The organism is Micromonospora echinospora, assembly GCF_900091495.1.
Lineage (GTDB): Bacteria > Actinomycetota > Actinomycetes > Mycobacteriales > Micromonosporaceae > Micromonospora > Micromonospora echinospora.
On the sequence record NZ_LT607413.1, the window covers coordinates 2656998 to 2680775 of the forward strand.

15 protein-coding genes and 2 pseudogenes are annotated in these 23778 nt (G+C 74.0%); 10 read left to right on the forward strand and 7 right to left on the reverse strand.

The window, feature by feature from the left end; translation table 11 throughout:
• Positions 1-67: 67 nt before the first annotated feature.
• On the reverse strand, positions 68-1435 hold the full coding sequence (gene mycP / locus GA0070618_RS12135; RefSeq protein ID WP_088981728.1) for a type VII secretion-associated serine protease mycosin: 1368 nt from the start codon (positions 1433-1435) through the stop codon (positions 68-70).
• 101 nt (positions 1436-1536) lie between these two features.
• Complete coding sequence (gene eccCa, locus GA0070618_RS12140) at positions 1537-5505, reverse strand: type VII secretion protein EccCa (protein WP_088981729.1); 3969 nt, start codon at positions 5503-5505, stop codon at positions 1537-1539.
• A 95-nt stretch (positions 5506-5600) separates the two neighbouring features.
• Between eccCa and eccD the strand changes: the two genes are divergently transcribed.
• Positions 5601-7004 carry a type VII secretion integral membrane protein EccD gene (eccD, locus tag GA0070618_RS12145; protein ID WP_088981730.1) on the forward strand — a complete coding sequence of 468 codons (1404 nt, stop codon included), beginning with the start codon at positions 5601-5603 and terminating at the stop codon, positions 7002-7004.
• A 38-nt stretch (positions 7005-7042) separates the two neighbouring features.
• On the opposite strand, the gene GA0070618_RS12150 is transcribed toward eccD, so the two are convergent.
• Entirely contained in the window at positions 7043-7549 is a 507-nt protein-coding gene (locus GA0070618_RS12150) for an inorganic diphosphatase (protein WP_088981731.1), read from the reverse strand.
• Between the two features lie 447 nt (positions 7550-7996).
• Here GA0070618_RS12150 and dacB point away from each other — a divergent pair, with 447 nt between their 5' ends.
• The 4 genes from dacB (at position 7997) to GA0070618_RS12170 (ending at position 13340) form a co-directional block, all read left to right on the forward strand.
• Positions 7997-9469 carry a D-alanyl-D-alanine carboxypeptidase/D-alanyl-D-alanine endopeptidase gene (gene dacB / locus GA0070618_RS12155; protein ID WP_231931885.1) on the forward strand — a complete coding sequence of 491 codons (1473 nt, stop codon included), beginning with the start codon at positions 7997-7999 and terminating at the stop codon, positions 9467-9469.
• A 93-nt stretch (positions 9470-9562) separates the two neighbouring features.
• Positions 9563-10630 (forward strand): zinc-dependent metalloprotease, encoded by a 1068-nt coding sequence (locus GA0070618_RS12160; RefSeq protein ID WP_088981733.1) that lies wholly within the window; start codon positions 9563-9565, stop codon positions 10628-10630.
• Positions 10631-10640: 10 nt separating this feature from the next.
• Positions 10641-11657, forward strand: coding sequence for a tRNA lysidine(34) synthetase TilS (gene tilS, locus GA0070618_RS12165; RefSeq protein ID WP_088981734.1), 1017 nt, complete (start codon positions 10641-10643; stop codon positions 11655-11657).
• 39 nt (positions 11658-11696) lie between these two features.
• The gene (locus GA0070618_RS12170; RefSeq protein WP_088981735.1) at positions 11697-13340 is read left to right on the forward strand and encodes a gamma-glutamyltransferase family protein; all 1644 of its coding nucleotides are present in this window, start codon (positions 11697-11699) and stop codon (positions 13338-13340) included.
• 7 nt (positions 13341-13347) lie between these two features.
• Here GA0070618_RS12170 and GA0070618_RS12175 read toward each other — a convergent pair whose 3' ends face one another.
• Positions 13348-14310, reverse strand: coding sequence for a GlxA family transcriptional regulator (locus GA0070618_RS12175; protein ID WP_088981736.1), 963 nt, complete (start codon positions 14308-14310; stop codon positions 13348-13350).
• Positions 14311-14459: 149 nt separating this feature from the next.
• Here GA0070618_RS12175 and GA0070618_RS34005 point away from each other — a divergent pair, with 149 nt between their 5' ends.
• The 4 genes and pseudogenes from GA0070618_RS34005 (at position 14460) to folE (ending at position 18527) form a co-directional block, all read left to right on the forward strand.
• On the forward strand, positions 14460-14597 hold the full coding sequence (locus GA0070618_RS34005; protein WP_170107860.1) for a hypothetical protein: 138 nt from the start codon (positions 14460-14462) through the stop codon (positions 14595-14597).
• A gap of 112 nt (positions 14598-14709) precedes the next feature.
• Positions 14710-15285: a hypoxanthine phosphoribosyltransferase gene (gene hpt, locus GA0070618_RS12180; protein WP_088981737.1), complete on the forward strand. Its 576-nt coding sequence runs from the start codon at positions 14710-14712 to the stop codon at positions 15283-15285.
• A gap of 456 nt (positions 15286-15741) precedes the next feature.
• Positions 15742-17748 (forward strand): annotated as a pseudogene (gene ftsH, locus GA0070618_RS12185) (ATP-dependent zinc metalloprotease FtsH); the annotation flags it as partial.
• 113 nt (positions 17749-17861) lie between these two features.
• Positions 17862-18527, forward strand: coding sequence for a GTP cyclohydrolase I FolE (folE, locus tag GA0070618_RS12190; protein ID WP_088981739.1), 666 nt, complete (start codon positions 17862-17864; stop codon positions 18525-18527).
• A 20-nt stretch (positions 18528-18547) separates the two neighbouring features.
• Here the strand turns inward: folE and GA0070618_RS12195 are convergent, their stop codons facing one another.
• Positions 18548-19273, reverse strand: a complete 726-nt coding sequence (locus GA0070618_RS12195; RefSeq protein ID WP_088981740.1) for a hypothetical protein — start codon at positions 19271-19273, stop codon at positions 18548-18550.
• Between the two features lie 118 nt (positions 19274-19391).
• Positions 19392-22388 (reverse strand): annotated as a pseudogene (locus GA0070618_RS12200) (FtsK/SpoIIIE domain-containing protein); the annotation flags it as partial.
• A 342-nt stretch (positions 22389-22730) separates the two neighbouring features.
• On the opposite strand from GA0070618_RS12200, the gene GA0070618_RS12205 reads away from it, so the two are divergent.
• Positions 22731-23159, forward strand: coding sequence for a hypothetical protein (locus tag GA0070618_RS12205; RefSeq protein WP_231931715.1), 429 nt, complete (start codon positions 22731-22733; stop codon positions 23157-23159).
• Positions 23160-23165: 6 nt separating this feature from the next.
• On the opposite strand, the gene GA0070618_RS12210 is transcribed toward GA0070618_RS12205, so the two are convergent.
• Positions 23166-23765: a hypothetical protein gene (locus GA0070618_RS12210; protein ID WP_088981742.1), complete on the reverse strand. Its 600-nt coding sequence runs from the start codon at positions 23763-23765 to the stop codon at positions 23166-23168.
• Positions 23766-23778: the final 13 nt, after the last annotated feature.

Consider the following 23778-nt stretch of genomic DNA (forward strand, 5'->3'; position numbering starts at 1 on the left):
GGGCCGAACGACTTCGCAGGTGGCTCAGGGTCATGATCACGTCACCCGATATCTGCCCCGACGTGACTCAGCGACGCTCCGGACGACGGAACCGGCGGGCCACCAGGGCCGTGCCGGTGACCAGGATGACACCGAGGACCACGCCACCCCACAGCCGTGCCGGTCCCGCCGCCTCGCCGTCGCCGGCGGCGCGGGCCGTCCACCCGTCGCCCCGCGTGCCGGTGAGACCGAGCCGGTCGGCGTCGGTCCCGGACGTCTCGGCCACGCCCGGGGCCCGACCGAAACCCACCTCGCCCGGCGAGGAGTGGTCGTCGAGCGGGTTGCGCGGCACCGCGCCGACGTCCCCGGTGAGCGCGGCGACCGGGTCGAGCCGGCCGAATCCGAACCGGTCGTCCCGGCCGGCAGGGCCGATGTCCCGGGCGGTGGTGATCAGCCGGTTCACCACGTCACCGGCGGACATCTGTGGCCACCGGGCACGCAGCAGCGCGGCGGTGGCGGTCACCAGGGGTGCGGCGAAACTCGTCCCCTGCACACGCCAGTAGCCGCCCGGTCGGGCACCCACCAGCCCGGTCGCCGGGGCGGTCAACACCGTCTCCGGGCCGCTGATGGAGCCGGACCAGAGATTGTCGCTGTCGCGCTCCAGGCCGGCGACCGCGATCACCCCGGGCTCCCGCGCCGGATACCAGACCCGGGAGCCAGAGGAGACCGCCACGTTGCCGGTGCAGGCGACCACCACCACGTCCCGCGCGAAGGCGTAGTCCAGCGCCGCCGCCAGGGCGGCACTGTCCCCGCCCCCGCCCAACGACAGGTTGATCACCCGGGCCCCGTTGTCGACCGCCCACCGGACCCCCTTGGCCACGACCAGCGCGTCGTCGTAGCGGTTCTCCTCGTCGAGCACCCGGACCGGCAGGATCCTCGCGTCCGGCGCGAGGCCGACCACCCCACGGCGGTCGTCCCGCCGGCCGGCGATCAGGCCAGCGACCGTGGTTCCGTGTCCCACCGGGTCCGGCTCGGCCGTCCCGTCCGGAGCGACCAGGTCGAGACCGGGGAGCACCTGGCCCACGAGGTCCGGGTGGGTGGCGTCCACGCCGGAATCGATCACCGCGACGGTCACCCCGCGTCCGGTGGACGTCCGCCAGACGGTCTCCGCGTCGAGCGCGTCGAGCTGCCACTGGTCGTCGCGCACCTGGTCGGCGCGGGCGGGGGCGTGGACCGGGTCGACGGCGACCGGTCCGGGCCGCAGCGGCGTCCCGACCGTCGCGACCTGCCGGGCCGGAGCGGCGTACGCGACGGGCGCGGTCCGCGAGGGCGGGGCGGCGTTCGCGGATGCCACGGGAAACACGACGAGCGGTACGGCGGTCGCGGCCACGGCGAGCAACGCACGGCCGGCAAGCCTCCGGGGCCCGGTAGCGCGTCTCTGCCGCACCGCAGTCACAGCCTCAGCCCATTCGTCGCGCCGGACACATGATGCTCGGAGGTTACCTGTTCTCCGGTCCACTCCGGCTCCTCTTCGCCGTAATCAACTGCCCCGGAGGGTCACATCGGAGGGAGGTACGCGAGCTGCACGAGCCGGACGCCCTCCCGCCGGGTCACCAGCCGGCCCCGCCCCGGCGGCAGCGGGCCGGGCCGGACCGGCCCGACCAACGCACCCTCCTCCGGGCTGCCGGTCATCACCAGACCGGCGGTGGAGAGCTCCCGCAGCCGCTGGACGATCGGCTCGTACTGGGCCCGGCCCGCGCCACCCGACCGCCGGACCAGCACCAGGTGCAGCCCCACGTCCCGGGCCTGCGGGAGGTGCTCCTCCAACGCGCGCAGCGGGTTCGCCGGGCCGGTGGCGACCAGGTCGTAGTCGTCGACCAGGACGAACAGCTCCGGCCCGGACCACCAGGACCGCTCCCGCAACTGCGCGGCGGTCACCTCCGGGCCGGGTATCCGGCGCTGCATGTAGCCGGCGACCGACTCGATCAGTTCGGCGGTGCCGGCCGCCGCGGTGCCGTAGCCGATCAGGTGGTCGGTCCCGATCGCGCCGAGGAGACTGCGCCGGTAGTCGACCAGGATCACCCGGGCCTGCTCCGGGGTGAACCGCCGCGTGATCGACGTGGCCAGCGCGCGCAGGAACGACGACTTGCCGCACTCCGCGTCCCCGAAGACCACGAAGTGCGGTTCGGCGGCGAAGTCGAGCACCACCTGGCACAGGTCCGCCTCGGCGATGCCGACCGGCAGCCGCAGCCCGGTCGACCGGGACAGGTCCAGCTCCGCATAGGACAGCACCGGCGGGAGCAGCCGTACCGCCGGGGCGGCCGGGCCCGCCCAGGCCCCGGCGACCGCCTTCACCAGGTCACCGGTGTCCCCACCCGGGGTGGCCAGCCGTGGTACCGCGCCGAGGAAGTGCAGCCGTTCCGCGGTGATCCCCCGCCCCGGGCTGTTCTCCGGCACGTTCGCCGCCGCCTGCCGGGCGACGCCCGAGTCGGACGGGTCGCCGAGACGCAGTTCCAACCGGGACCCGAACAGGTCCCGGATCGCCGGCCGGAAGTCCAGCCAGCGCAGTGCGGTCGCCACCACGTGCACGCCGTACGCCAGGCCCCGGCCGGCCAGGTCGGTGACCGGCCCCTCCAGGTCGTCGTACTCGCCGCGCAGGGTGGCCCAGCCGTCCACCACGAGGAAGACGTCGCCGAACGGGTCCGACACCGGCTGTCCGGTGGCGGCCAGCGCCGCCCGTCGCTGCCGGTACGCGGCCATCGACTCCACGCCCAGCTCGGCGAAGCGCTGCTCCCGCTCGGCCAGCAGGGCGGCGACCTCCCCGACGGTACGGCGCACCGAGGTCGGGTCGGCCCGCCCGGCGACCCCACCGACGTGCGGCAGGTCGCGCAGCGCGCCTAGCCCACCGCCGCCGAAGTCCAGGCAGTACACCTGCACCTCGTGCGGGGTGTGGGTGAGCGCGAGCGTGCAGATCAGCGTACGCAGCAGGCCGGACTTGCCGCTCTGTGGCGCGCCGACCACGGCGACGTGCCCGGTCGCGCCGTCCAGGGCCAGCCAGAGCAGGTCACGACGCTGGTCGTACGGCCGGTCGACCAGGGCCACCGGCACCTGGAGTGCGCCGTGCAGCTCCGGGTTGCCGAAGGTCAGGCCACGGGCCGGGTCGACGCCGACCGGGCCGAGCAGGTCGTCCAGAGTCGGCGAGGACTCCAGCGGGGGCAGCCACACCTGGTGGGCCGGGGGGCCCTGACCGGCGATCCGCCCGACCAGCACATCCAGCAGGGTCTCGCCACCGTCCCGTTCCTCCTCGACCGGCCGGGGTGACGGAACGGGCTCCGGCACCGGCACGAGGTGGGTGGAGAAGGCGAGCAACCGGGCCGTGCCGGCGCTGTCGACACCCGTGCCGGCGCCGTGGCGGTGGGCCGCCCCGGAGACGTAGGCGGCCCGGAACCGCACCAGCGGTTCGGTGCCGAAGCGGAGGTATCCGTGGCCGGGGGAGCGGGGCAGCTCGTGCGCGTCCGGCACACCGAGCACCGTCCGGGACTCCAGCGCGGAGAAGGTCCGCAACCCGATCCGGTACGACAGGTGGGTGTCCAGCCCGCGCAGCCGACCCTCCTCCAGTCGCTGCGAGGCGAGCAGCAGGTGCACCCCGAGGGACCGGCCCAGCCGGCCGATCTGCACGAACAGGTCGATGAAGTCCGGCTTGTGGAACAGCAGCTCGGAGAACTCGTCGCAGATCACCAGCAGGGACGGCAGCGGCGCGAGCGGCGTGCCCGCCGCGCGGGCCCGTTCGTAGTCGCGCAGGCTGGCGAAGTTCCCGGCCCGGCGCAGCAGCTCCTGGCGGCGGGTCAGCTCACCGTTGAGCGCGTCGGCCATCCGGTCCACCAGTGGGAGCGCGTCCTCCAGGTTGGTGATCACGGCGGCGGTGTGCGGCAGCCGGTCGAACGAGGCGAAGGTGGCCCCGCCTTTGAAGTCGACCAGGACGAAGTTGAGCACCTCCGAGCTGTGCGTGGCGGCCAGCCCCAGCACCAGCGTGCGCAGCAGCTCCGACTTGCCCGACCCGGTGGCTCCGATGAGCAGCCCGTGCGGACCCATGCCGTCCTGTGCGGACTCCTTCAGGTCCAGCTCGATCGCGCCGCCGTCGGTGCCGACACCGATCGGCACCCGCAGCCGGTCGCGCGGGGCCCGGGGCGTCCAGCCCTGTTCGACCGAGAAGTTCTCCGGATCGCCGAGGCCGAGCAGCTCGGGCAGGCCCGGCTCGGTGCGGTGCGGCGTGTCGGACCCCGTGGCCGTGGTCGCCAGCCGCAGCGGGGCGAGTCGCCGGGCCACCGCCTCGGCGTCGGTGATCGGGAGCTGGTCGGCGACGCCCACCTCGGCGTGCGTGTCGGCCGCGTACGAGTGCAGCCGCCCGTCCCGTACCTCCAGCACCAGGGTGGTCCGGTCGAGCAGGCGCGGCGGCGGTGTGTCCAGGTCGACCACGGTGACCGCGTCGATGCCACCGTCGGAGGTGATTTGGGTGGCACCGGTCAGGTCGGCGCCGTCGAGCACCACCACCACGTGCGGCCCGTGCGTCGCCGGCCCGGTCGGGCTGAACCGCGAGCGGTTGCCCAGCACCTCGCCGAGGAGCTGTTCCAGGTCGGTCGCCGCGCTGGTGACCAGACGGACCGGGCCGAGCGCGTCGGTCCGCCCCGGGTGGTGGGCGTGCGGCAGCCACTTGACCCACTCCCAGGCGCTCCGCCGTTCCGGGCCGGCGCAGACCGCGACGAGCAGCTCGTCCGGGGCGTGGAAGACGGCGAGCTGGGTCAGCATCGTCCGGGCCAGCGCCTGCGCCGACGGCGAGCCGGTCGTCCGGACCGTTGGGTCGCCCACGTCACCGCGCAGGTGGACCCGGGCGAAGCTGCGCAGCGAGAGGGCCACCGGCAGGTCCGGCACCACCGAGTAGGCGTCGAGGAACCGGCGGAGCGCGCCGGCAGTCATCGGCTCCAGCTCCTCCAGCGGCCGCGTGGTCGGTGGCACCAGCGGGGTGGCCAGGGTCTGCGGCCCGAGCGCGACCCGGACGACGGCGAAGTCCGGATCGGTGGGGCGGCGCTCCCACACCCGGTGACTGTCGACGGTGGACCAGAGCCGGGTCGGGTCGGGGTGCCGGTAGAACAGGCCGGCGCGCTGCCGGCCGGCGTTCCGGCGGACCTGGCGGCGCAGCACGGAGAGGTGGCGAAGGTACTCCCGCCGGGCGGCCATCATCTCGGACTTCTTCGGGGTGCCGGCGGCACTGCCCCAGGAGGTGACCAGCATGGCCAGCGAGGAGAGCCCGAACATGCCACCGACCACGTAGGAGTACGCGCCGCCGCCCCGGCCGAACATCATCGCCATGGCCACCGTCCCGCCGAGCATCGGCAGGAGCATGAGCAACTGCTGCCACCGGCCGCCGGTGACCTCGGGGATCTCCGGGGGCGCCTCGACCGGGAGCTCGCCGACCGGGATCTCCGGAGCCGGGCGTCGCGGCGGTCGCTTGATGACGACAGTGGACACTCACCCTCCCCGGTGCGCTCGGTAACCCGAGCCTGGCTCATGGTAGGTAAAGTGCTGCCGTCCGCGCACGCCACCTGACGGGGAGTGAGACGTCGATGTCAGCCGGGCTCGCCCGCGTCACCATCAGCGCGCCGCAGCGGCGGTTGGACGTGGCGCTGCCGGAGCAGGTGCCCCTCGCTGAACTCCTCCCCGAGGTGCTCCGGCACGCCGGTGAGGGGCTCGCCGACGACGGCGAACGACACGGCGGCTGGGTGCTGCGCCGCACCGACGGCGCCGTGCTGGCGACCGGTCAGGCCCTGCACGCCCAGGGCGTCCGCGACGGCGAGGTGCTGCACCTCGTCCCGGCCCACGCGCACTGGCCCGAACTCGAGTACGACGACGTGGTGGAGGTCATCGCCGAGGGTGCGCGTCGCCGGGGCGCCGCCTGGTCACCGGCCGCCACCCGGGCCGCCGCGCTGGCCGGGGCCGCCGTGCCGCTCGCCGTCGGACTGGTCGCGCTCACCGCCAGCGGTCCCGACCACCCGGCGGACTGGCTGGTCGCGGCGGCGGTGGCCGTCCTGCTCGCGATGGCCGGCGGCGTGGCCTCCCGGGCGTACGGGGACGGCCCGGCCGGCGCCACCCTGGGCGGATACGCCCTGCCGTACGCCTTCGCCGCCGGTGCGCTGCTGGTCAGCTCCGGTGACCCGGTCTCCCCGCTCGGCCCGTTGCGCTGGCTCGGCGCGCCCGAACTGCTGGCCGGCTCGGTCACCCTGCTCCTCGTGGCGGTGCTCGGCCTGTTCGGCGTCGCCGCAAGGCTGCGGGTCTTCGTCGCCGGAGCCACGGTCGGGCTGCTCGGCGCGGCCAGCGCCCTGCTCGGCCTCGTCCTCACCCCCGCCGGTGCCGCCGCGGTCCTGCTCAGCGCCCTGGTCTTCGTGGTCGGCATGCTGCCCCTGCTCGCCATCCGCCTCGGCAAGGTGCCGCTGCCCCCGATCACGCTGCCGGCCACCACCGACGGCGGGTACGGCCCCGGTGTCCGCGACCTGCCGGACACCGGTCGGGTGCACGCGGCGGTGGCCCGCACCGAGGAGACGCTGACCGGGATGCTGCTCGGGCACGCGGTGCTGACGGTGGCCGCCGCGCTCGTGCTCACCGCGACCGGGGGGCTCGCCGGCCGGATCCTGGTCGCCGTCGCCGCGGCGGTGCTGCTGCTGCGGGCGCGCCTCTTCGTGGCGCTGCGGCAGCGGGTGCCGACCCTTTCCGCCGGACTGGCGACACTCGCCGTGCTGGGCGTCGCCCTGGTCGACCGGGCCGGCCCGGTGGCCCTGCTCGGGCTGGTCGCCGCCGGGCTGGTGGTCGCCCTGCTCACCGTGGCGGCCGGCGCGACGTACTCGCGGCGTCCGGTCTCGCCGTACCTCGGTCGGGCGGCCGACCTGACCGACACGCTGCTGGTGGTCGCGGTGGTCCCGGTGGCCTGCGCGGTGCTCGACCTGTACGACCGGGCCCGGGGGCTGCTCGGCTGAGCGGCCCCCGGGCCCGGTGCGAGACTGTCGGGTTACCGTCAGTGCGTGGCTTCGCCGCGCGCCACGGCCTCCTGGTGCCGCCGGTACGACGCCCGGATCTCCGCCTCGGCCTCGGTACGCCCCACCCAGGTCGCGCCCTCGACCGACTTCCCCGGCTCCAGGTCCTTGTACACCTCGAAGAAGTGCTGGATCTCCAGCCGGTCGAACTCGCCCAGGTGGTGGATGTCGCGCAGGTGCTCCTGGCGCGGGTCCTCGTAGGGTACGCAGAGGACCTTGTCGTCGCCGCCCTTCTCGTCGGTCATCCGGAACATGCCGATGGTGCGGCAGCGGATCAGGCAGCCCGGGAAGGTGGGTTCGGGCACGAGCACCAGAGCGTCCAGCGGGTCGCCGTCCTCACCCAGGGTGCCCTCGATGAAGCCGTAGTCGGCCGGGTACTGCGTGGACGTGAAGAGCGTGCGGTCCAGCCTGATCCGGCCGGTCGCGTGGTCCACCTCGTATTTGTTGCGGTGACCCTTGGGGATCTCAACCGTGACGTCGAAATCCATCTCACGCTCCCTACGTTTGCCGACGCTGGCTAACGAACAGCGACACCCCCGGACGGGGCGATGCGCACCCGCCGGCGTCGGACGCCGCATAGTCTTCGGACCGAAGTAGTGTCGCCCAAGCCGATTTTCGTGGGGGAGGAGGGGGCTGTGGGGAGGGAAGACTCACACTACCGCGTGGGGGGTGACCATGCTCCGGGTCGCCCCGAGCGGGCCACCGGTCGGGTGGCGGTACCCGGGGCGCACGGTCCCGCGCAGGTGTCGCCCGCCCCGACGGGCACCCACCCCCGACCGGAGGCCCCCGGCACCGGGCAGCCGCCGCCCCCGGTCTACCGGCCGCCGGCCCGGCCCGCCGACACCACCCCGAACCCCGGCAGTGCCTTCCCGGTGTCCCCCGGGGCGCCGGCCGTGACCGGGGCCGCGCCGCCCGGACCGCCCGTTCCGCCGCCGGTGGCCGAGGGGAACCCGCCGCCGGACGGCGGCGGGACGACCCCGCGTCGACGGCGCACCCTGGTGTCGGTGCTGGCGACCGTCCTGCTGCTGGTCGTCGCCGGGGTCGGCCTGGTCGTGGTCCGGCCCGGCCCGGTGGCCGGCTGGCTCGGCGACGACGCCGAACCGACGGTGGACGCCCGGGCGCCGGAGGCCGCTCCCGTTCCCGTGCTGGCGCTGCCGGCCGGCACCGCCCCCGTGCCGACCATGGAGGGGATGCGGGCCGTGCTCGAACCGCTGGTCGGCGCGCCGGCGCTGGGCAGCCGGGTCAACGTGTCGGTCACCGACGTCGTGACCGGCCAGGAGCTCTACGGCCGGGGCCCGGACGACGGCACCGTGCCCGCCTCGGTCACCAAGCTGGTCACCGGCGTGACCGTACTGGCCGCACGCGGCCCCGCCTACCGGATCGGCACCCGGGCCGTGGCCGGTGCGGCGCCCGGCGAGGTGGTGATCGTCGGCGGGGGTGACCCGACGCTGGCCATCGACGCCAACGGTTTCTATCCCGGTGCGGCCCGACTGGATCTCCTCGCCGAGCAGGTGAAGCAGGCCCTCGGGGGGACTCCCCCCAGCAAGGTGACGGTCGACTCGACGCTCTTTCCCGGCCCCGTGCACGAGCCGGGCTGGGACTCCGACATCCCCACCGGGGGGTACGGCAGCGCGATCACCGCGCTGATGACCGACGGGGCACGCCGCGACCCGGACGCCGGCCCGAAGGGCGCCGAGCGCTACCGGGACCCCGACCTCGCCGCGGCACGGGCGTTCGCGAAGCTCCTCGGTGTGCCGGCCGGGACGGAGGTCGAGCGGGGGAAGGCCCCGACCGGTGGCGGCGAGGCCGCGCCCGCCGGGACGCCCGCTCCTGGCACCGAGTTGGGCAAGGTCGAGTCACCCCCGATGATCCGGCTGGTCGACATCATGATCACGGACAGCGACAACGTGGTCGCCGAGGCGTTGGCCCGCCAGGTCGCGCTCGCCCGCGACCAGCCGGCGTCGTTCGTCGGGGCGGCCACCGCGATGGACCAGGTGGCGACCGAGCTCGGGCTGCCCGCCGACGAGCTCGCGCTGGCCGACGGCAGTGGGCTGTCGCGTACCAACCGGATCAGTCCGTCCCTGCTCACCGACCTGATCGCGCTGGCCGGCAACGGCACCCGGCCCGAGCTGGCCGGGATCTTCGGTGGCCTGCCGGTCGGCGGCTGGTCCGGCACCCTCGACGACCGGTTCGGCACGGAGGCCACCCGCGCTGGCGCCGGCGTGGTGCGGGCCAAGACCGGGACGTTGACCGGGGTGCACGCGATCGCCGGACTGGTCACCACCGCCGAGGGACGCCTGCTCAGCTTCGCGATCCTCACCGACCGCACCCCGCCGAACGCCCCGGACGCCACCCGGCTGGCCCTCGACCGGATCGGGGCGGCGCTGGCCGGCTGCGGCTGCCGCTGACCCCGCCGGGCCGGGCCGGGCCAGCGGGCCTGGGCCGGCCGCCGACGGCGCGAGCCCGGGTGGGGGTGTACCGGCGCGGGTACGGTGGGGTGCATGGCGCAGTTCGTGGACTGGGATCTGGCCGCCGCCACCGCGGGGGCACTGGGCAAGTCGGGGCCCCGGGTCTCGTACGCAGAGGCGACCGAGGTGGTGGGCGACCTGCGGCGGCTGACCGACGAGGCGGCCGAGCACGTGGCCGAGTACACCGGTCTGCGCGCGCAGGTCGCGCACCCGCCGGTGCGGGTGGTGGACCGCCGGGACTGGGCGGCCACCAACATCGCCGGACTGCGCGAGGTGATCACCCCGCTGGTCAGCCGGCTCTCCGGCGACAAACAGCCGGGCGCGCTCACCGAGGCGATCGGCTCCCGGCTCACCGGGGTGCAGGCCGGAACCGTGCTGGCCTACCTCTCCGGTCGGGTGCTCGGTCAGTACGAGGTCTTCTCCGCCGACCCGGGCCAACTGCTCCTGGTCGCCCCGAACATCGTGGAGGTCGAGCGCAAGCTTCAGGCCGACCCGCGCGACTTCCGCCTCTGGGTCTGCCTGCACGAGGTGACCCACCGGACCCAGTTCACCGCCGTGCCGTGGATGCGGGCCTACTTCCTCGGTGAGGTGCAGGCCTTCGTCGACGCCTCCCAGGGCGGCGAGCACCTGCTGGAGCGGCTGCGGCGCGGGGTCGCCACCCTCTCCGACGCGATCAAGGACCCGGAGAGCCGGGCCAGCGTGTTGGACATCGTCCAGACGCCGGGCCAGCGTGCGGTGCTCGACCGGTTGACGGCGCTGATGACCCTGCTCGAAGGGCACGCCGAGTTCGTCATGGACGGCGTCGGCCCGGAGGTCATCCCGAGCGTGGAGCGGATCCGGGCCGGGTTCAACCGGCGCCGGGAGGCGGGCAACCCGCTGGAGAAGGCGATCCGCCGGCTGCTCGGGGTGGAGGTCAAGATGCGCCAGTACGCCGAGGGGCGCAAGTTCGTGCACGGCGTGGTGGAACGGGTCGGCATGGCCGGCTTCAACCGGATCTTCAGCTCCCCGTTGACCCTGCCCCGGCTGGAGGAGTTGGGCGACCCGGACGCCTGGGTGGCCCGCGTGCACGGTCCGGCCGGCCCGCTGCCGACGGCCGGCTGACCGCCGGGCCGTGGCCGCGCTCGCACCGGCGGTAGCCGCGATCCGGGTCGCCGTCCGCCGGGCACTGGTCGGGTTGCCGGCCGCCGGTCCGGTCCTGGTGGCCTGTTCGGGGGGCGCCGACTCGCTCGCCCTCGCCGCGGCCACCGCCTTCGTCGCGCCCCGGCTGGGCCGCCCGGCCGGGCTGGTCACCGTCGACCACGGCCTCCAGGCCGGCTCCGCCGAGCGGGCCGCCGCCGTGGCCCGGTGGGCGGAGGAGACCGGGTTCGCCCCGGTGGAATCCGTCCGGGTACGTGTCGCGGGCCGCCCCGGCGGTCCGGAGGGTGCCGCGCGCGAGGCCCGCTACCAGGCGCTGGCCGAGGCCGGCCGGCGGTACGGCGCGAGCGCCCTGCTCACCGGCCACACCCGGGACGACCAGGCGGAGACGGTGCTGCTCGCCCTGGCCCGGGGCTCCGGGCCACGGGGCCTGGCCGGGATGCCGCCCCGCCGGGACCTGTCCGGGGTGCCGTTGCTGCGCCCGTTCCTCGACGTCACCCGGGAGCAGACCCGTCGGGCGTGCGCGGTGCTCGGGTTCACGCCGTGGGAGGACCCGCACAACGTCGACCCGTCGTACGCCCGCGCCCGGGTCCGTGCCGACGTGCTGCCGGCGCTGGTCGCGGCGCTGGGCCCGGCGGTGCTGGAGAACCTCGCCCGGACGGCCCGACTGGTGGCCGCCGACACCGCCGCCCTCGACGACCTCGCCGCCGCCGCGCTGGCCGAGGCCCGGGTGCCGACCGACGGCGGGGCGACCGGGGACCGGCCGGTTCCCGGTGGGCTGGTCGTGACGGTGCTGGCCGGGCTCGCGCCCGCGCTGCGCACCCGGGTGCTGCACGCCTGGGCCCGCGAACTGGGCGCCCCGGCGGCGGCGCTGTCGCACCGGCACGTCGCCGCGCTCGACGCGCTGGTCACCGACTGGCGTGGACAGGGCGCGGTGTACCTGCCCGGCGCGCTGCGGGTCACCCGCCACGACGGTCACCTCGTGCCCCTTTGACGCCCCCTGGCCCGGTCCGCAGTGCGGTAGACATGGCGGATGTCGCACCCCCGACCGCCCCTCTTCGCCCCGCACGGCGCCGTCGCGACCAGCCAACCGCTCGCCGCGGCGGCCGGGCTGGCGGTGCTGCGGCGCGGCGGCAACGCCGTCGACGCCGCGCTGGCCACCGCGATCACCCTCACCGTGGTCCAGCCGGGTTCCAACGACATCGGCGGTGACCTGTTCGCCATCGTCTGGGACGGCGAACGGCTGCACGGCCTGAACGCCTCCGGCCGTTCCCCGGCGGCGCTGACCCGGGACGTGGTCCTCGCCGCGACCGGCGGCCGGGGCGCCGACCCGGTGGCCGCCCTCGGCGGAGCCCAGGCGCGCGGCCCGGCGATGCCCGCCCGGGGCTGGCTGCCGGTGACCGTGCCCGGCGCGCCCGCCGGTTGGCGGGACCTGCACGACCGGTTCGGCTCGCTGCCGTTCGCCGACCTCTTCACCGACGCCGTCGGGTACGCCGAGCACGGCTACCCGGTCTCCACCAGCGTGGCGGCCGGTTGGGCCCGGGCCGCCGCCCTGCACGAGGGGCTGGTCGGACCGGAGTTCGCCGAGTGGCCCCGGGTGTTCACGGTCGACGGGCGGGCACCCCGGGCCGGGCAGCGGTGGCGCAACCCGGACGCGGCCCGGACCCTGCGCCGGATCGCCGCCACCGGGGCGGCCGACTTCTACCGGGGCGGGATCGCCGAGGCGATGGCCGCGTACGCCGCCCGTACCGGTGGCCTGCTCACCGCCGACGACCTGGCCGCGCACCGGTCGGAGTGGGTGGACCCGGTGTCCGCCCGCTACCGGGGGCACGAGGTGTGGGAGTTGCCGCCGAACGGTCAGGGGATCGCCGCGCTGCTCGTCCTGAACATCCTCGACGGGGTGGACCTCGCGGCGCTTCCGCCGGCCGAGCGGCTGCACTGGCAGATCGAGGCGGTGAAGCTCGGCTTCGCCGACGCGCACGCGTACGTGGCCGATCCGGAGCACGCGGCGGTGCCGACGGCGGCCCTGCTCGACCCGGCGTACGCGGCGACCCGACGGGCCCTGGTCACCGACCGGGCCGCCGCACCCGCCGCCGGTGACCCGGAGCGGGGCGGCACGGTGTACCTCTGCGCGGCCGACTCCGGCGGCATGATGGTGAGCCTGATCCAGTCCACCTACCTGGGCTTCGGGTCGCACGTGGTGCTGCCCGGCCACGGCTTCGGGCTACAGAACCGGGGCACCGGTTTCCGTCTCGACCCGGCCCACCCGAACGTGGTCGGGCCGTCGCGGCGGCCGTTCCACACGATCATCCCCGGGTTCCTGACCCGGGACGGCGCACCGGTGGGGCCGTTCGGGGTGATGGGCGGGCACATGCAGCCACAGGGGCACGTCCAGCTGGTCTCGGCCACCCTGGACGGCGGCCTGGACCCGCAGGCCGCCCTCGGTGCGCCGCGATGGTACTGGCACGCCGGCCGGTCGGTGCTGGTCGAGCCGGACCTGACGGCGACCGCCGAGGGCCGGGCGGCGGTGGAGACGTTGCGCGGGCGCGGCCACGAGATCGCCGTCGCCGAGGAGCCGGGCGTCTTCGGGTACGGACAGGCGATCTGGCGACACGGCGACGGAGGGTACGTGGTCGGCTCCGAGCCGCGGGTGGACGGCGCGGCGATGGGCTGGTGAGCGCTTCTCAGGCGATGGGGACCCGCTCCCGGAAGGTCGCCCGGTAGACCGCCGGGGTGGCCCCGACCCGGCGGGTGAAGTGGTGCCGCAGCGCGGCGGCGTCGCCGAACCCGGCCTGCCCGGCCACCGCCTCCACACTCAGCCGGGTCTCCTCCAGCAGCCGTCGGGCCAGCAGCACCCGCTGGTTGGTCAGCCAGTCGTGCGGGGTGGTGCCGGTCTCGGCGCGGAACCGCCGGGCGAAGGTGCGGGGACTCATGCCGGCGCGTTCGGCCAGTTCCTCCACGGTCAGCGGTCGGTCCAGGTGTCCCATCAGCCACGTGAGCACCGGCTCCAGGGTCGGCGCCTCCGGTGCCCGGGGAATCGGCGCCTCGACGTACTGCGCCTGCCCGCCGTCGCGGTGCGGCGGGACGACCATCCGGCGGGCGAGCCGGGTGGCCACCGCCGAGCCGTGCTCCTGCCGGACCAGGTGCAGGCAGGCGTCGATGCCGGCGGCGGTGCCCGCGCTGGTCAGCAGCGGACCGTCCTGGACGTAGAGCGCGTTGCACCGGACGCGGGCCAGTGGATGGCGTTCCTGCAGGTCGTCGACGTACCGCCAGTGGGTCGTGCAGTCGCGGCCGTCGAGCAGTCCGGCCTGGCCGAGCACGAAGGCCCCGGAGCAGACGCTGAACACGTACGCGCCCCGGTCGGCGGCCCGACGCAGCGCGGCCAGCACCGCCGGTGGGACCTCGGCGTCGCTGCCGTGGGCCGGCACCGCGACCAGGTCGGCCTCGTCGACCGGCGCCAGGTCGGCCGACGGGAGCAGGGTGAACCCCGACGAGGTACGCACCGGAGCCCCGTCGACGCCGCACACCGTGAACCGGTAGCCGGGGAGCCCGTCGGCCGTCCGGTCGGTGCCGAAGACCTCACAGAGCACGCCCAGCTCGAACGGGGCGACCCGGTCCAGCGCGACCACGGCGACGGTACGGAGCATGTGACCAGGGTAACGGCACAGGTGGCAGGAAATCGAGGTTCGGTGGCAATCCTGCCACTGTTCCGCTTCTCCGGTCGGTCGCAGACTGGATCGGTCCGGTGCGCACCGGCGGCGAGAACGACGGACACCCACGGAAAGCGAGCGCCGCCATGGAATTCCTCCTGTTCCTCCTCTTTCTCCTCGCCCTCGCGGCCGGCTCGGTGCTCGGGCTCACCGCGGACAGCCGGGACTCGGCCGACTGGAAGCCGACCGAGGACGGTCGACGCTGGCGATCCCGGCCCTGCTGAGCCGCTGGTCCGTCCGGCCGGACGGACCAGCGGGTCCGGGGTGTCGGCCGGGACGCGTGGAAAGGGCGGCCCCGCCGACGGCGACCGAGCGGCGTACGGCAGGCTAAGGGGCATGGCTGACGGCTCCTGGTACGACGCCGACATCGACCACGTGATCATTTCCGAGGCGCAGATCCGCGAGAAGACCGCGGAGCTGGCCAAGCAGGTCTCGGCGGACTACGCCGACGTCGAGGACGGGCTGCTGCTGGTCTGCGTGCTCAAGGGCGCGGTCATGTTCATGGCCGACTTCGCCCGGGCGCTCGGACGGCACGGTCCCCCCGCCGAGCTGGAGTTCATGGCCGTCTCCTCGTACGGCCAGGGCACCACCTCGTCCGGCGTGGTCCGGATCCTCAAGGACCTCGACCGCGACATCGCCGGCCGGCACGTGGTGGTGGTGGAGGACATCGTCGACTCCGGGCTGACGCTCTCCTGGCTGCTCCGTTACCTGGAGTCGCGGTCGGCCGCGAGCGTCGAGGTGGTGGCCCTGTTCCGCAAGCCCGACGCGGTCAAGGTCGAGGTCCCGGTGAAGTACGTCGGCTTCGACATCCCGACCGAGTTCGTCGTCGGCTACGGCCTCGACTTCGGGGAGCGCTACCGCGAACTGCCCTACGTGGGCGTGCTGAAGCCGCAGGTGTACGCCCGGTCCTGACCGGTCGCCCTCCGGGCGCTGCTGCCGATGCCCTGAGCAGGTAGTATCGGCCGACATCGAGCGGACGTACAGCGCGCTCTCAGGTATCCGGACTACGGTGGTGGTTCGGTGACGTGGGAGTAGTCCCGCGACCGGGCTCGTCGACCACCGGTCGGCGGCCGGGAGCGGCGCCGACGTCACGCCGGCTCTCGCCCGGAACCCGGGTGGGTGGTGAGGGGCTGGTGGAGCCGACGGTCACGCCGTGTCATACCGGCGATGCGCGACTGCGGCCCTCGCGAGCTCGCTCGTCGTCCGCACGGTGTACCGTCGAATGACCGCGACGCGGCGATTACGCGTTTCGGGGTCGAGGCCAGCCCGAAGAGCGGCGGCCCCGGCCGCCGCCTCGGCGGCGAACAGCCATCAGACGGTCAGGACGTCGATCAGGAGGGTCCGGGCGCCTCGGCGCTCGACAACAGTATGGAACGTACGCGTTTCTTCCGCCGCCCGGTGGTCTGGATCATCCTGGTGATCGCCGGCGCGATTCTGCTCAGTCAGCTGTTTACAGGTGGACCTAGCTACCACAAGGTCGACACGTCGGTCGCGCTCGACCGGCTCAACACCGCGCAGATCGACAAGGTCATCTTTCAGGACAAGGAGCAGACGCTCCAGATCGACCTGAAGGACAAGGCCAAGTTCGGTGACACCACCACCGACAAGATCGAGGCGCAGTTCCCGTACGAGGTCGGCGACCGGGTCTGGGAGCAGGTCCTCGCGGCCAAGGCGGCCAACCGCATCACCGGCCCGGCGGACACCGAGGTGTCGTCGGACAGCGTCCTCGTCACGCTGCTGGTGAACCTGCTGCCCATCGCCCTGCTCGTGCTCCTGCTGCTGTTCTTCATGTCGCAGATGCAGGGTGGCGGCTCCCGGGTGCTCAACTTCGGCAAGTCCAAGGCGAAGATGATCACCAAGGACACTCCGAAGACCACCTTCGCGGACGTGGCCGGGGCCGAGGAGGCCGTCGAGGAGCTGCACGAGATCAAGGACTTCCTGCAGAACCCGGCGAAGTACCAGGCTCTCGGTGCCAAGATCCCCAAGGGCGTGCTCCTCTTCGGTCCGCCCGGTACCGGTAAGACGCTGCTCGCCCGCGCGGTCGCCGGCGAGGCCGGGGTGCCGTTCTACTCGATCTCCGGTTCCGACTTCGTCGAGATGTTCGTCGGTGTCGGCGCCAGCCGGGTCCGTGACCTCTTCGAGCAGGCCAAGGCGAACGCCCCGGCGATCGTCTTCGTCGACGAGATCGACGCGGTCGGCCGACACCGGGGTGCCGGCATGGGCGGCGGCCACGACGAGCGCGAGCAGACGCTCAACCAGCTCCTCGTGGAGATGGACGGCTTTGACACCAAGGGCGGCGTCATCCTGATCGCCGCCACCAACCGGCCGGACATCCTCGACCCGGCGCTGCTGCGTCCGGGCCGGTTCGACCGGCAGATCCCGGTGGACGCGCCCGACATGGAGGGCCGCAAGGCGATCCTCCGGGTGCACGCCAAGGGCAAGCCGTTCGCGCCCGACGTCGACCTCGACTCGGTCGCCCGCCGGACGCCCGGCTTCAGCGGTGCCGACCTGGCCAACGTCATCAACGAGGCCGCCCTGCTCACCGCGCGCAAGGAGCAGCGGGCGATCACCAACGACTCGCTCGAGGAGTCGATCGACCGGGTCCTCGCCGGTCCGCAGCGGCGGACGCGGGTGATGGGCGACCAGGAGAAGAAGATCACCGCGTACCACGAGGGTGGGCACGCGCTGGTCGCCTGGGCGCTGCCGCACGCCGCCCCGGTGCACAAGGTGACGATCCTGTCCCGTGCCCGGACGCTGGGACACACCCTGGTGCTCCCCACCGAGGACAAGTACACCCAGACCCGGGCCGAGATGATCGACACGCTCGCCTACGCGCTCGGCGGCCGGGCCGCCGAGGAACTGGTCTTCCACGAGCCGACCACCGGTGCCGGCAACGACATCGAGAAGGCCACCCAGCTCGCCCGCGCGATGATCACGCAGTACGGCATGAGCTCGAAGCTCGGCGCCATCAAGTACGGCACCAGTGGTGACGAGCCGTTCCTCGGCCGCAACATGGGCCACGAGCGGGACTACTCGGACGCGGTGGCCGCCGAGATCGACAGTGAGATGCGGGCACTGATCGAGCTGGCGCACGACGAGGCCTGGGAGATCCTGGTCGAGTACCGGGACGTCCTGGACAACCTGGTCCTCGAGTTGATCGAGAAGGAGACCCTCTCCACCGCCGACATGGCCCGGATCTGCGCCCGGGTGGTGAAGCGTCCGCCGATGGCCCCGTACAACGGCTTCGGCAAGCGGCAGCCCTCCACCGAGCCTCCCGTGCTCACCCCCGCCGAGCAGGAGGCGCTGAAGGCGCAGGCCGAGGCGGACGGTGTCCACGCCGCGGTCGGCGGCGGTGTCTCCTCGAACAACCTCGGCACGTCCTCGAACAACCTCGGCACGTCCTCGAACAACATCGGTGGCACAGCGAACAGCTCGGACGGTACCCACTGAACACGCGCGAACCGGCGGCCAGCCAGGACACTCCTGCGCTGGCCGCCTCGTCGACCGAACCCGACGGCGACGAGGCCCTGGACTACCTCGCCGCCCGACTGATCAACGGCAAGCTCACCGGTCGTCCGGTGGAGAACGCCGTCGACCTCGGCCGGATCGAGAGGGCGGTACGCGAGATCCTGATCGCGGTCGGAGAGGACCCCGACCGCGACGGGCTGCTCCAGACCCCGGCCCGCGTCGCCCGCGCGTACGCGGAACTCTTCGCCGGCCTCCGGGTCGACCCGAAGCAGGTGTTGACCACCACCTTCGAGGCCAACCACGAGGAGTTGGTGCTCGTCCGGGACATCGACGTGATGAGCCTCTGCGAGCACCACCTGCTTCCCTTCCGGGGCAGCGCGCACATCGGCTACATCCCCGGACCGGACGGCCGGATCACCGGGCTGTCGAAGCTGGCCCGGCTGGTCGAGGTCTTCGCCCGCCGTCCGCAGGTGCAGGAACGGCTCACCTCGCAGATCGCCGACCTGCTGATGGAGCGGCTCAACCCACGCGGCGTCATCGTGGTGCTTGAATGCGAGCACATGTGCATGGCCATGCGCGGCATCCAGAAGTCCGGCGCCAAGACGATCACCTCGGCGGTGCGTGGCACCCTCCAGCGTGACGCGAAGTCCCGCGCCGAGGCGATGGCCCTGATCATCCCCCGCTGACCCGACGGCGGCGGTAGGACTCAGCCGGCCAGCACGACCACCAGGGTCCCGGCGGTGCTCAGCGCCGCCGGGACTCCGCACACCAGCAGCCCGAAACGTGGGGTGCGGTCCGTCCGTCCCGCCGGGCCCGGACGGAAGAGCCGGCCCACGCCGGCCATGCCCACCGTGAACGCCACCGCCGGCAGCAACAGGCCGACCAGCACCGCCGCCAGCGCGGTCCGGGCTCCGGAACCAGTCAGCACGAGGACGATCTGGAGCACCGGCGTCACCAGCGCCACCGGCCCGTAGACCAGGAGGTTCCGCAGCCGGGCGGGCCACCCCTCCGGCCGGGACCCGCGCCAGAGGCCGGCCACCGTCGCCCACCCGCGCGCGTCGAGCACACCATCGGCCGCGTCCGCGCACTCCCCGGCGGCCCGTAGCGCCGTCAGCGCCGCCGCCGGACCGGCCGCCATCGACCGCGCCGCCGCCGTCACCTCCGGCGGAGACGGCACCAACGCCATCGCCGGTACGCCCCGCTCACGCAGACGGGACTGCTGTGCCGCCAGGCGGGCCCGTACCGCGGTCAACTCCTCCCGGGCGTCCTGGACCGACCGGGCCTGCGCGCCCGCGGCGGTGGCCGCGCCACGGCGAACCCCGTCGAGCTGCCGGGCGGCGGCGAGGTACTCGGTCCACGCGGCGGCGACTGGATCGGACGGCGTCTCCTCCGGTGCGGCCCGCTGCGTCGGCGCGCTCCCGACCCCGGTCATCCCGCCTCCCCGACTCCGCTCGTCCCGCCTGGCCGTCCCCGGTCGTGTCGTCTCCCCGCCCCCGGTCATCCCGACTCGCCGTCCTTGGTCATGCCGACTCGCCGTCCCCGTCGGCGGCGAACGGCACCAGGACCGTGCCCGGCCCGTCCGGGCCCTCCCAGAGCAGCGCCCGTCCCGGCCGGGGCGACCACTGCACCGACCGGCCGACGATCGGCGTCAGCTGGCTGGCGGGCACGTCGATCACCAGCACCGACGCCACCTTGCCTACCCCGTCCTCCGGGTCGAGCAGTGCACCGAACGCCGACGCCGAACGCCACCAGCCCAGCACGTGCCGTCCGCCCGGCGGGCCGTCCCGCAGCAGGGCACGCAGCGGTCCGTCCGGCACACCGCCCGGGCCGTCCGCCCCGAACAGCACCAGGTAGCCGGGGCGGTCGTCGTCCAGGACGGCGAGCAGACCGGACAGGTCGACCGTCTCGACGGTGTGCCGGGTGGCCAACTCGGCGGCCAGAGCGGCGGCCGCATCCTCCGCGCTTCTGGTCAGGGCCGCGACGACGAATCGGGCGCTGCCGGACCTGTGGTGCGCGGCGACGCTCCGCACGGCGCTGGACAGCAGCGAGGCGGACTCCGGACCGGTGCCGAGCACCACCAGGTTCCGGCCGGCCGCCGGAACGAGCGGCACCGACACCGTCGTCCGGGACACGTCCACCGCCCGACCGAGCAGTGCGGCCGGGGTCCGGGTCCGGCCGCCCACGGCGGCCCGGTAGCACGGGTCGTTACCCAGCACCGGCCGGGCGTACCCGGCGAAGACCACGGGCGGCGACGACCCGGCGGGACGGGCCGCCCAGAGGTCGCGCCGCAGCGCGGCGAGCGCGGCCGGATCGTCGAGAGGATCCGGGAAACGCACCATCCGCTCGTGCCCCCGGGTGGCGCCGCGCGGACCACCGAGCCCGCCGGCGGTGTTGACCACCGCGCTGCCCACCGCCAGGCCGGCGGCGGCGTCGTTGGTCGGCTCCAGCACCGCGCCGCCGCCCGGCAACGCCACCCGTACCGGGAACTGGCCGAGCACCGAGTCCCGGGAGGCGGCCCCGGCACCGAGACCGAGGTCACCCTCCCCGGCCAGGACCAGATGGATCCCGTACGCCCGACCGGCGCGGGCCAGGGTCTCCAACCGGCCGGCGAGGTCGGCGCCGAGCCGGTCACGTTGCCCCGGCCGGTGTCCGGGACGGCCGTCCCGGAACAGTAAGGACACGTTGTCGATCACGCAGACGATCCGAGGCAGGGGTCGGTGCTGGCGCAGTTCGACGAAACGTTGTCCACCGGCGCGGTGTCCCGCCTCCTCGCGGCGCCGCAGCTCCGTCTCCAGGTGACCGAAGAGTGCCTGCACGTACTCCCGGTCGGCCGCGAGCGCGGCCGTCGCGACCTGCGGCACCCACGACCGGTCCCGCCGCGTCTGGAGGAACTCGGTGAACGACTCGCTGTCGGCCAGGTCTACCAGATGCAGGAGCATCTCGTCCGGTCCGTACCGGGCAGCCAGGCCGAACAGCACGTTGGTCAGGAAGTCCGCCCGTCCGCTGCCCGGCCGTCCGCTGATCAACCAGTGCGGGGTCAGTTCGGTGAGGCCGAGGGTCACCGCCCGCCCGTCCGCGTCCCCCACCACCGTGGCGAGGCCGGTCGCGGAACTCGCCTCCCAGCGGGGCGCGTCGGCGGGCGGCAGCAGGGTGGCGAGCGTGAGCTGGGCACCGGCGGCCACCCGGCGAGCCAGCCGGCGGCAGACCGCCTCGACCAACTCGACCGGCGGATCCTCCTCGACGAGGACCGGGGCGTTCAGACCCGTCGGCGGTTCCGCGCCGGGACCGGCGAACGAGGTGCCGGGCGGGTCGCCCAGCAGCGCGTACGCGTTCCGGATCGCGATCTCCGTCGCGTACGGCAGCGCCGGTGCGCCGGTCCGGACCGTGTCCCGTGAAACGGAATTCGGGTCGGTCGCGTGGGATCGTGGCGTACCGTCCCGGGTGGTGTCGGTGGCGTCTGCCGGTGGGGGATGGCCGGCTGCCGACGGCGGCCAGCCGGCGACGACCAGGTGCAGGCCGGCCTGGTGACCGCACCTGGCCAGAGCCTCGATCCGTGCCAGGTCATTCGGCTCGACCCCCACAGGCAGCGCGGCGATCACCAGCAGCATGGTGCGGTCGTGTCGGCGTTGACGGGCGGTACCGGAGGCCACCCACTGCTCGGCCTCGCTGAGCACCGCCCGCAGGCCGGCGGAATCGGTGGCGGGCGGGGGCAGCAGACCGGCGTCGGCGAGCGGCGCGAACCCGGCGAAGGTCCCGCTGGTCCGCTCCGCGACCGGTCCGGCTCCACCGGAGCTCGCCGGGGACACCCGGGCACCGGATCCAGTCGGTCCTCCGGCAGGATCGCCGGCCGGCTCGGCGGGCGCCCGTCCGCTGCCGTCCGAGGGCCCCGTCGACGCCCGTCCGCTGCCGCCAGTGGTCTTCCCCGAGGCCGGGACGCCCTGGCCGGCGGTGGGTACGTCGGCTGCCGGTCTGCTCCTCGCGTCACAAGGCGGACCGCCGGCCCGTCCCTCGACGGACGGGTCGGACGTCACGTCAGCCACCCCGGGGGCGGACACACCCGAGGCCACGGGGACGGGTGCCGCAGCCGACACGTGGCGCAACGTGCCGGCGCTGCCGTCCACCGCGCGTACCAGCAGGGACCCGGCGGGCGAGGCAGCCAGCAGCCGGAGCAGTACGGCACGGAGGAGACCCGCGACCCGTTGGTCCCGGACGTCGGTGTCGATGACCAGATGGCCGGTGCCGGGCAGGGGCACCAGAGCCGGGAAGCGCGCGTCGTCCAATGGGCCGGCGGTACCGACCCGGACGAAGGCGGGTACCTCGTCACCGGATGGCACGTCCGGGGTGAGCGACTCCAGTGCGTCGCCCGCCCAGCCCGGCGCCAACGTCTCGGCCGCCCGGCGGAGCCGGTCGGTCAGCTCGTACTGTCGACGCTGATCGGCGGGAATCGGCCGGGTGTCGTCGAGAACGGTGGCGGCGGCGGTCGCGGTGGCGGCGGCACGGCGGTGCAGGGCGGCGGCACGGCCGGTGGACCCCTTGATGTCGGCCACCCCTCCACCTCTCTTTCCGAGGCCGGAAGAACCTCCCCGAGCAGAGACGGTATCCCAGGTCGGGGCGGCCGTCCGGGAGGTGCGACGGCGGTGCGCGCAGGGAGATCGCGAACCGTGCTGATCCGGCCAAGCGGGACGACCCAGGTGAAGATCGGCGGCTTCCGGGGCATTGGGTACCAGGCGTCCAGCCGATAACCTCAGGGGGTGGAATCAGTGCAGCCCCCCGCCGGTTCCCAGGTGTCCCGCGTACCGGCACAGCGGACCCCGCAGGAGGACCTGGCACCACCTCCCGTCCAGCCGGTCCCAGTGCCGCCGCGTCGCCGGCTGCGGACGGTTCTGACGGTGGCGGGCGTCGTGCTCACCGTGCTCTGCCTCAGCGGAGCCGTAACCGTCTACATCCTCTACAGCCGCGCCAGCGCCCCCGATCGAACGTCGCCAGAAGTCACCGTGGTGAACTACCTGCAGGCCTTTCTGATTGACCGTAATGACGCGCGAGCCGAGGCTCACACCTGCCAAGATTCCACGGGTCTAGGCGCGATCAAACGGTTCCGCGATGAGATCGTGACTCGTGAGCGAGAACTCGAAGTCACCTTCTCGATCAATATCGAGAAGGTGACTGTCTCCAAGGCAGGATCCTCGGACGCAGTCGTGGCAGCGGTGGTTAGGAGGAGTGCCTCCGTCGATGGTCTTCAACAGAGCCTCACTGACGGGTGGCGTTTCGAGTTGCGGGACCTCGATGGCTGGCGTGTCTGTCGCGCCGAACTGGCCTGATTTTTTCTATTCGATCCAGAGCAGGTGGACAGGCACTTCGAGGGTGGTCGGGGGCTGACCGCGCCAGGCCCAGCGGTACCAGTCCAGCTCGGCGGTCACCCGTACGCAGATGTCCCCGTCGGGCCCGGAGTAGGGCTCGGTGACGGCGCGCAGGTCACGGCGTTCGGTCGGACCAGCTACGTGGACAACCCGTCGGCCGGTCGCCGAGCCGGCCTCGAAGACCGGAGTCGGTGGCCGGTGCGACGGCGCGTCCAGGGAGACCAGTCGTGGTGCCGGGGCGTGCGGGATGCCGGCGACCGGACGGGTCCCCAGGGTCTCCACCCAGACCCGTTCCACCGGGACCAGCGGCGCGAACACCTCCACCTGCTCGGACTCGGCCCGGTACCACTCGTTCTCGGGGATGACCGGAACGTACGTCCGGCTGTTCTGCACCACACGCTGGTCGGCCCGCAGGTCTCCGCGCCAGCCCGTGCCGGGTAGCCCGACCACGACCCGCCGTCCGCGCAGGTCGACGAGGCCGGTCGCGGGCACCAACCGGATCGGCCGAGGCGGAAGCGGGGCCCAGTCGGGCTGACCGGTGAACGGGTCCGGAAGCGGATCGGTCATCGGTGGGAAGGCC

What these genes read in the sequence shown, in the direction of transcription:
- eccD (WP_088981730.1), top strand. Translation starts at nt 5,601, where the DNA reads ATGTCAGCCGGGCTCGCCCGCGTCACCATCAGCGCGCCGCAGCGGCGG.
- GA0070618_RS12150 (WP_088981731.1), bottom strand. Translation starts at nt 7,549, where the DNA reads ATGGATTTCGACGTCACGGTTGAGATCCCCAAGGGTCACCGCAACAAA.
- GA0070618_RS12160 (WP_088981733.1), top strand. Translation starts at nt 9,563, where the DNA reads ATGGCGCAGTTCGTGGACTGGGATCTGGCCGCCGCCACCGCGGGGGCA.
- GA0070618_RS12170 (WP_088981735.1), top strand. Translation starts at nt 11,697, where the DNA reads ATGTCGCACCCCCGACCGCCCCTCTTCGCCCCGCACGGCGCCGTCGCG.
- GA0070618_RS12175 (WP_088981736.1), bottom strand. Translation starts at nt 14,310, where the DNA reads ATGCTCCGTACCGTCGCCGTGGTCGCGCTGGACCGGGTCGCCCCGTTC.
- GA0070618_RS34005 (WP_170107860.1), top strand. Translation starts at nt 14,460, where the DNA reads ATGGAATTCCTCCTGTTCCTCCTCTTTCTCCTCGCCCTCGCGGCCGGC.
- hpt (WP_088981737.1), top strand. Translation starts at nt 14,710, where the DNA reads ATGGCTGACGGCTCCTGGTACGACGCCGACATCGACCACGTGATCATT.
- GA0070618_RS12195 (WP_088981740.1), bottom strand. Translation starts at nt 19,273, where the DNA reads ATGACCGGGGTCGGGAGCGCGCCGACGCAGCGGGCCGCACCGGAGGAG.
- GA0070618_RS12210 (WP_088981742.1), bottom strand. Translation starts at nt 23,765, where the DNA reads ATGACCGATCCGCTTCCGGACCCGTTCACCGGTCAGCCCGACTGGGCC.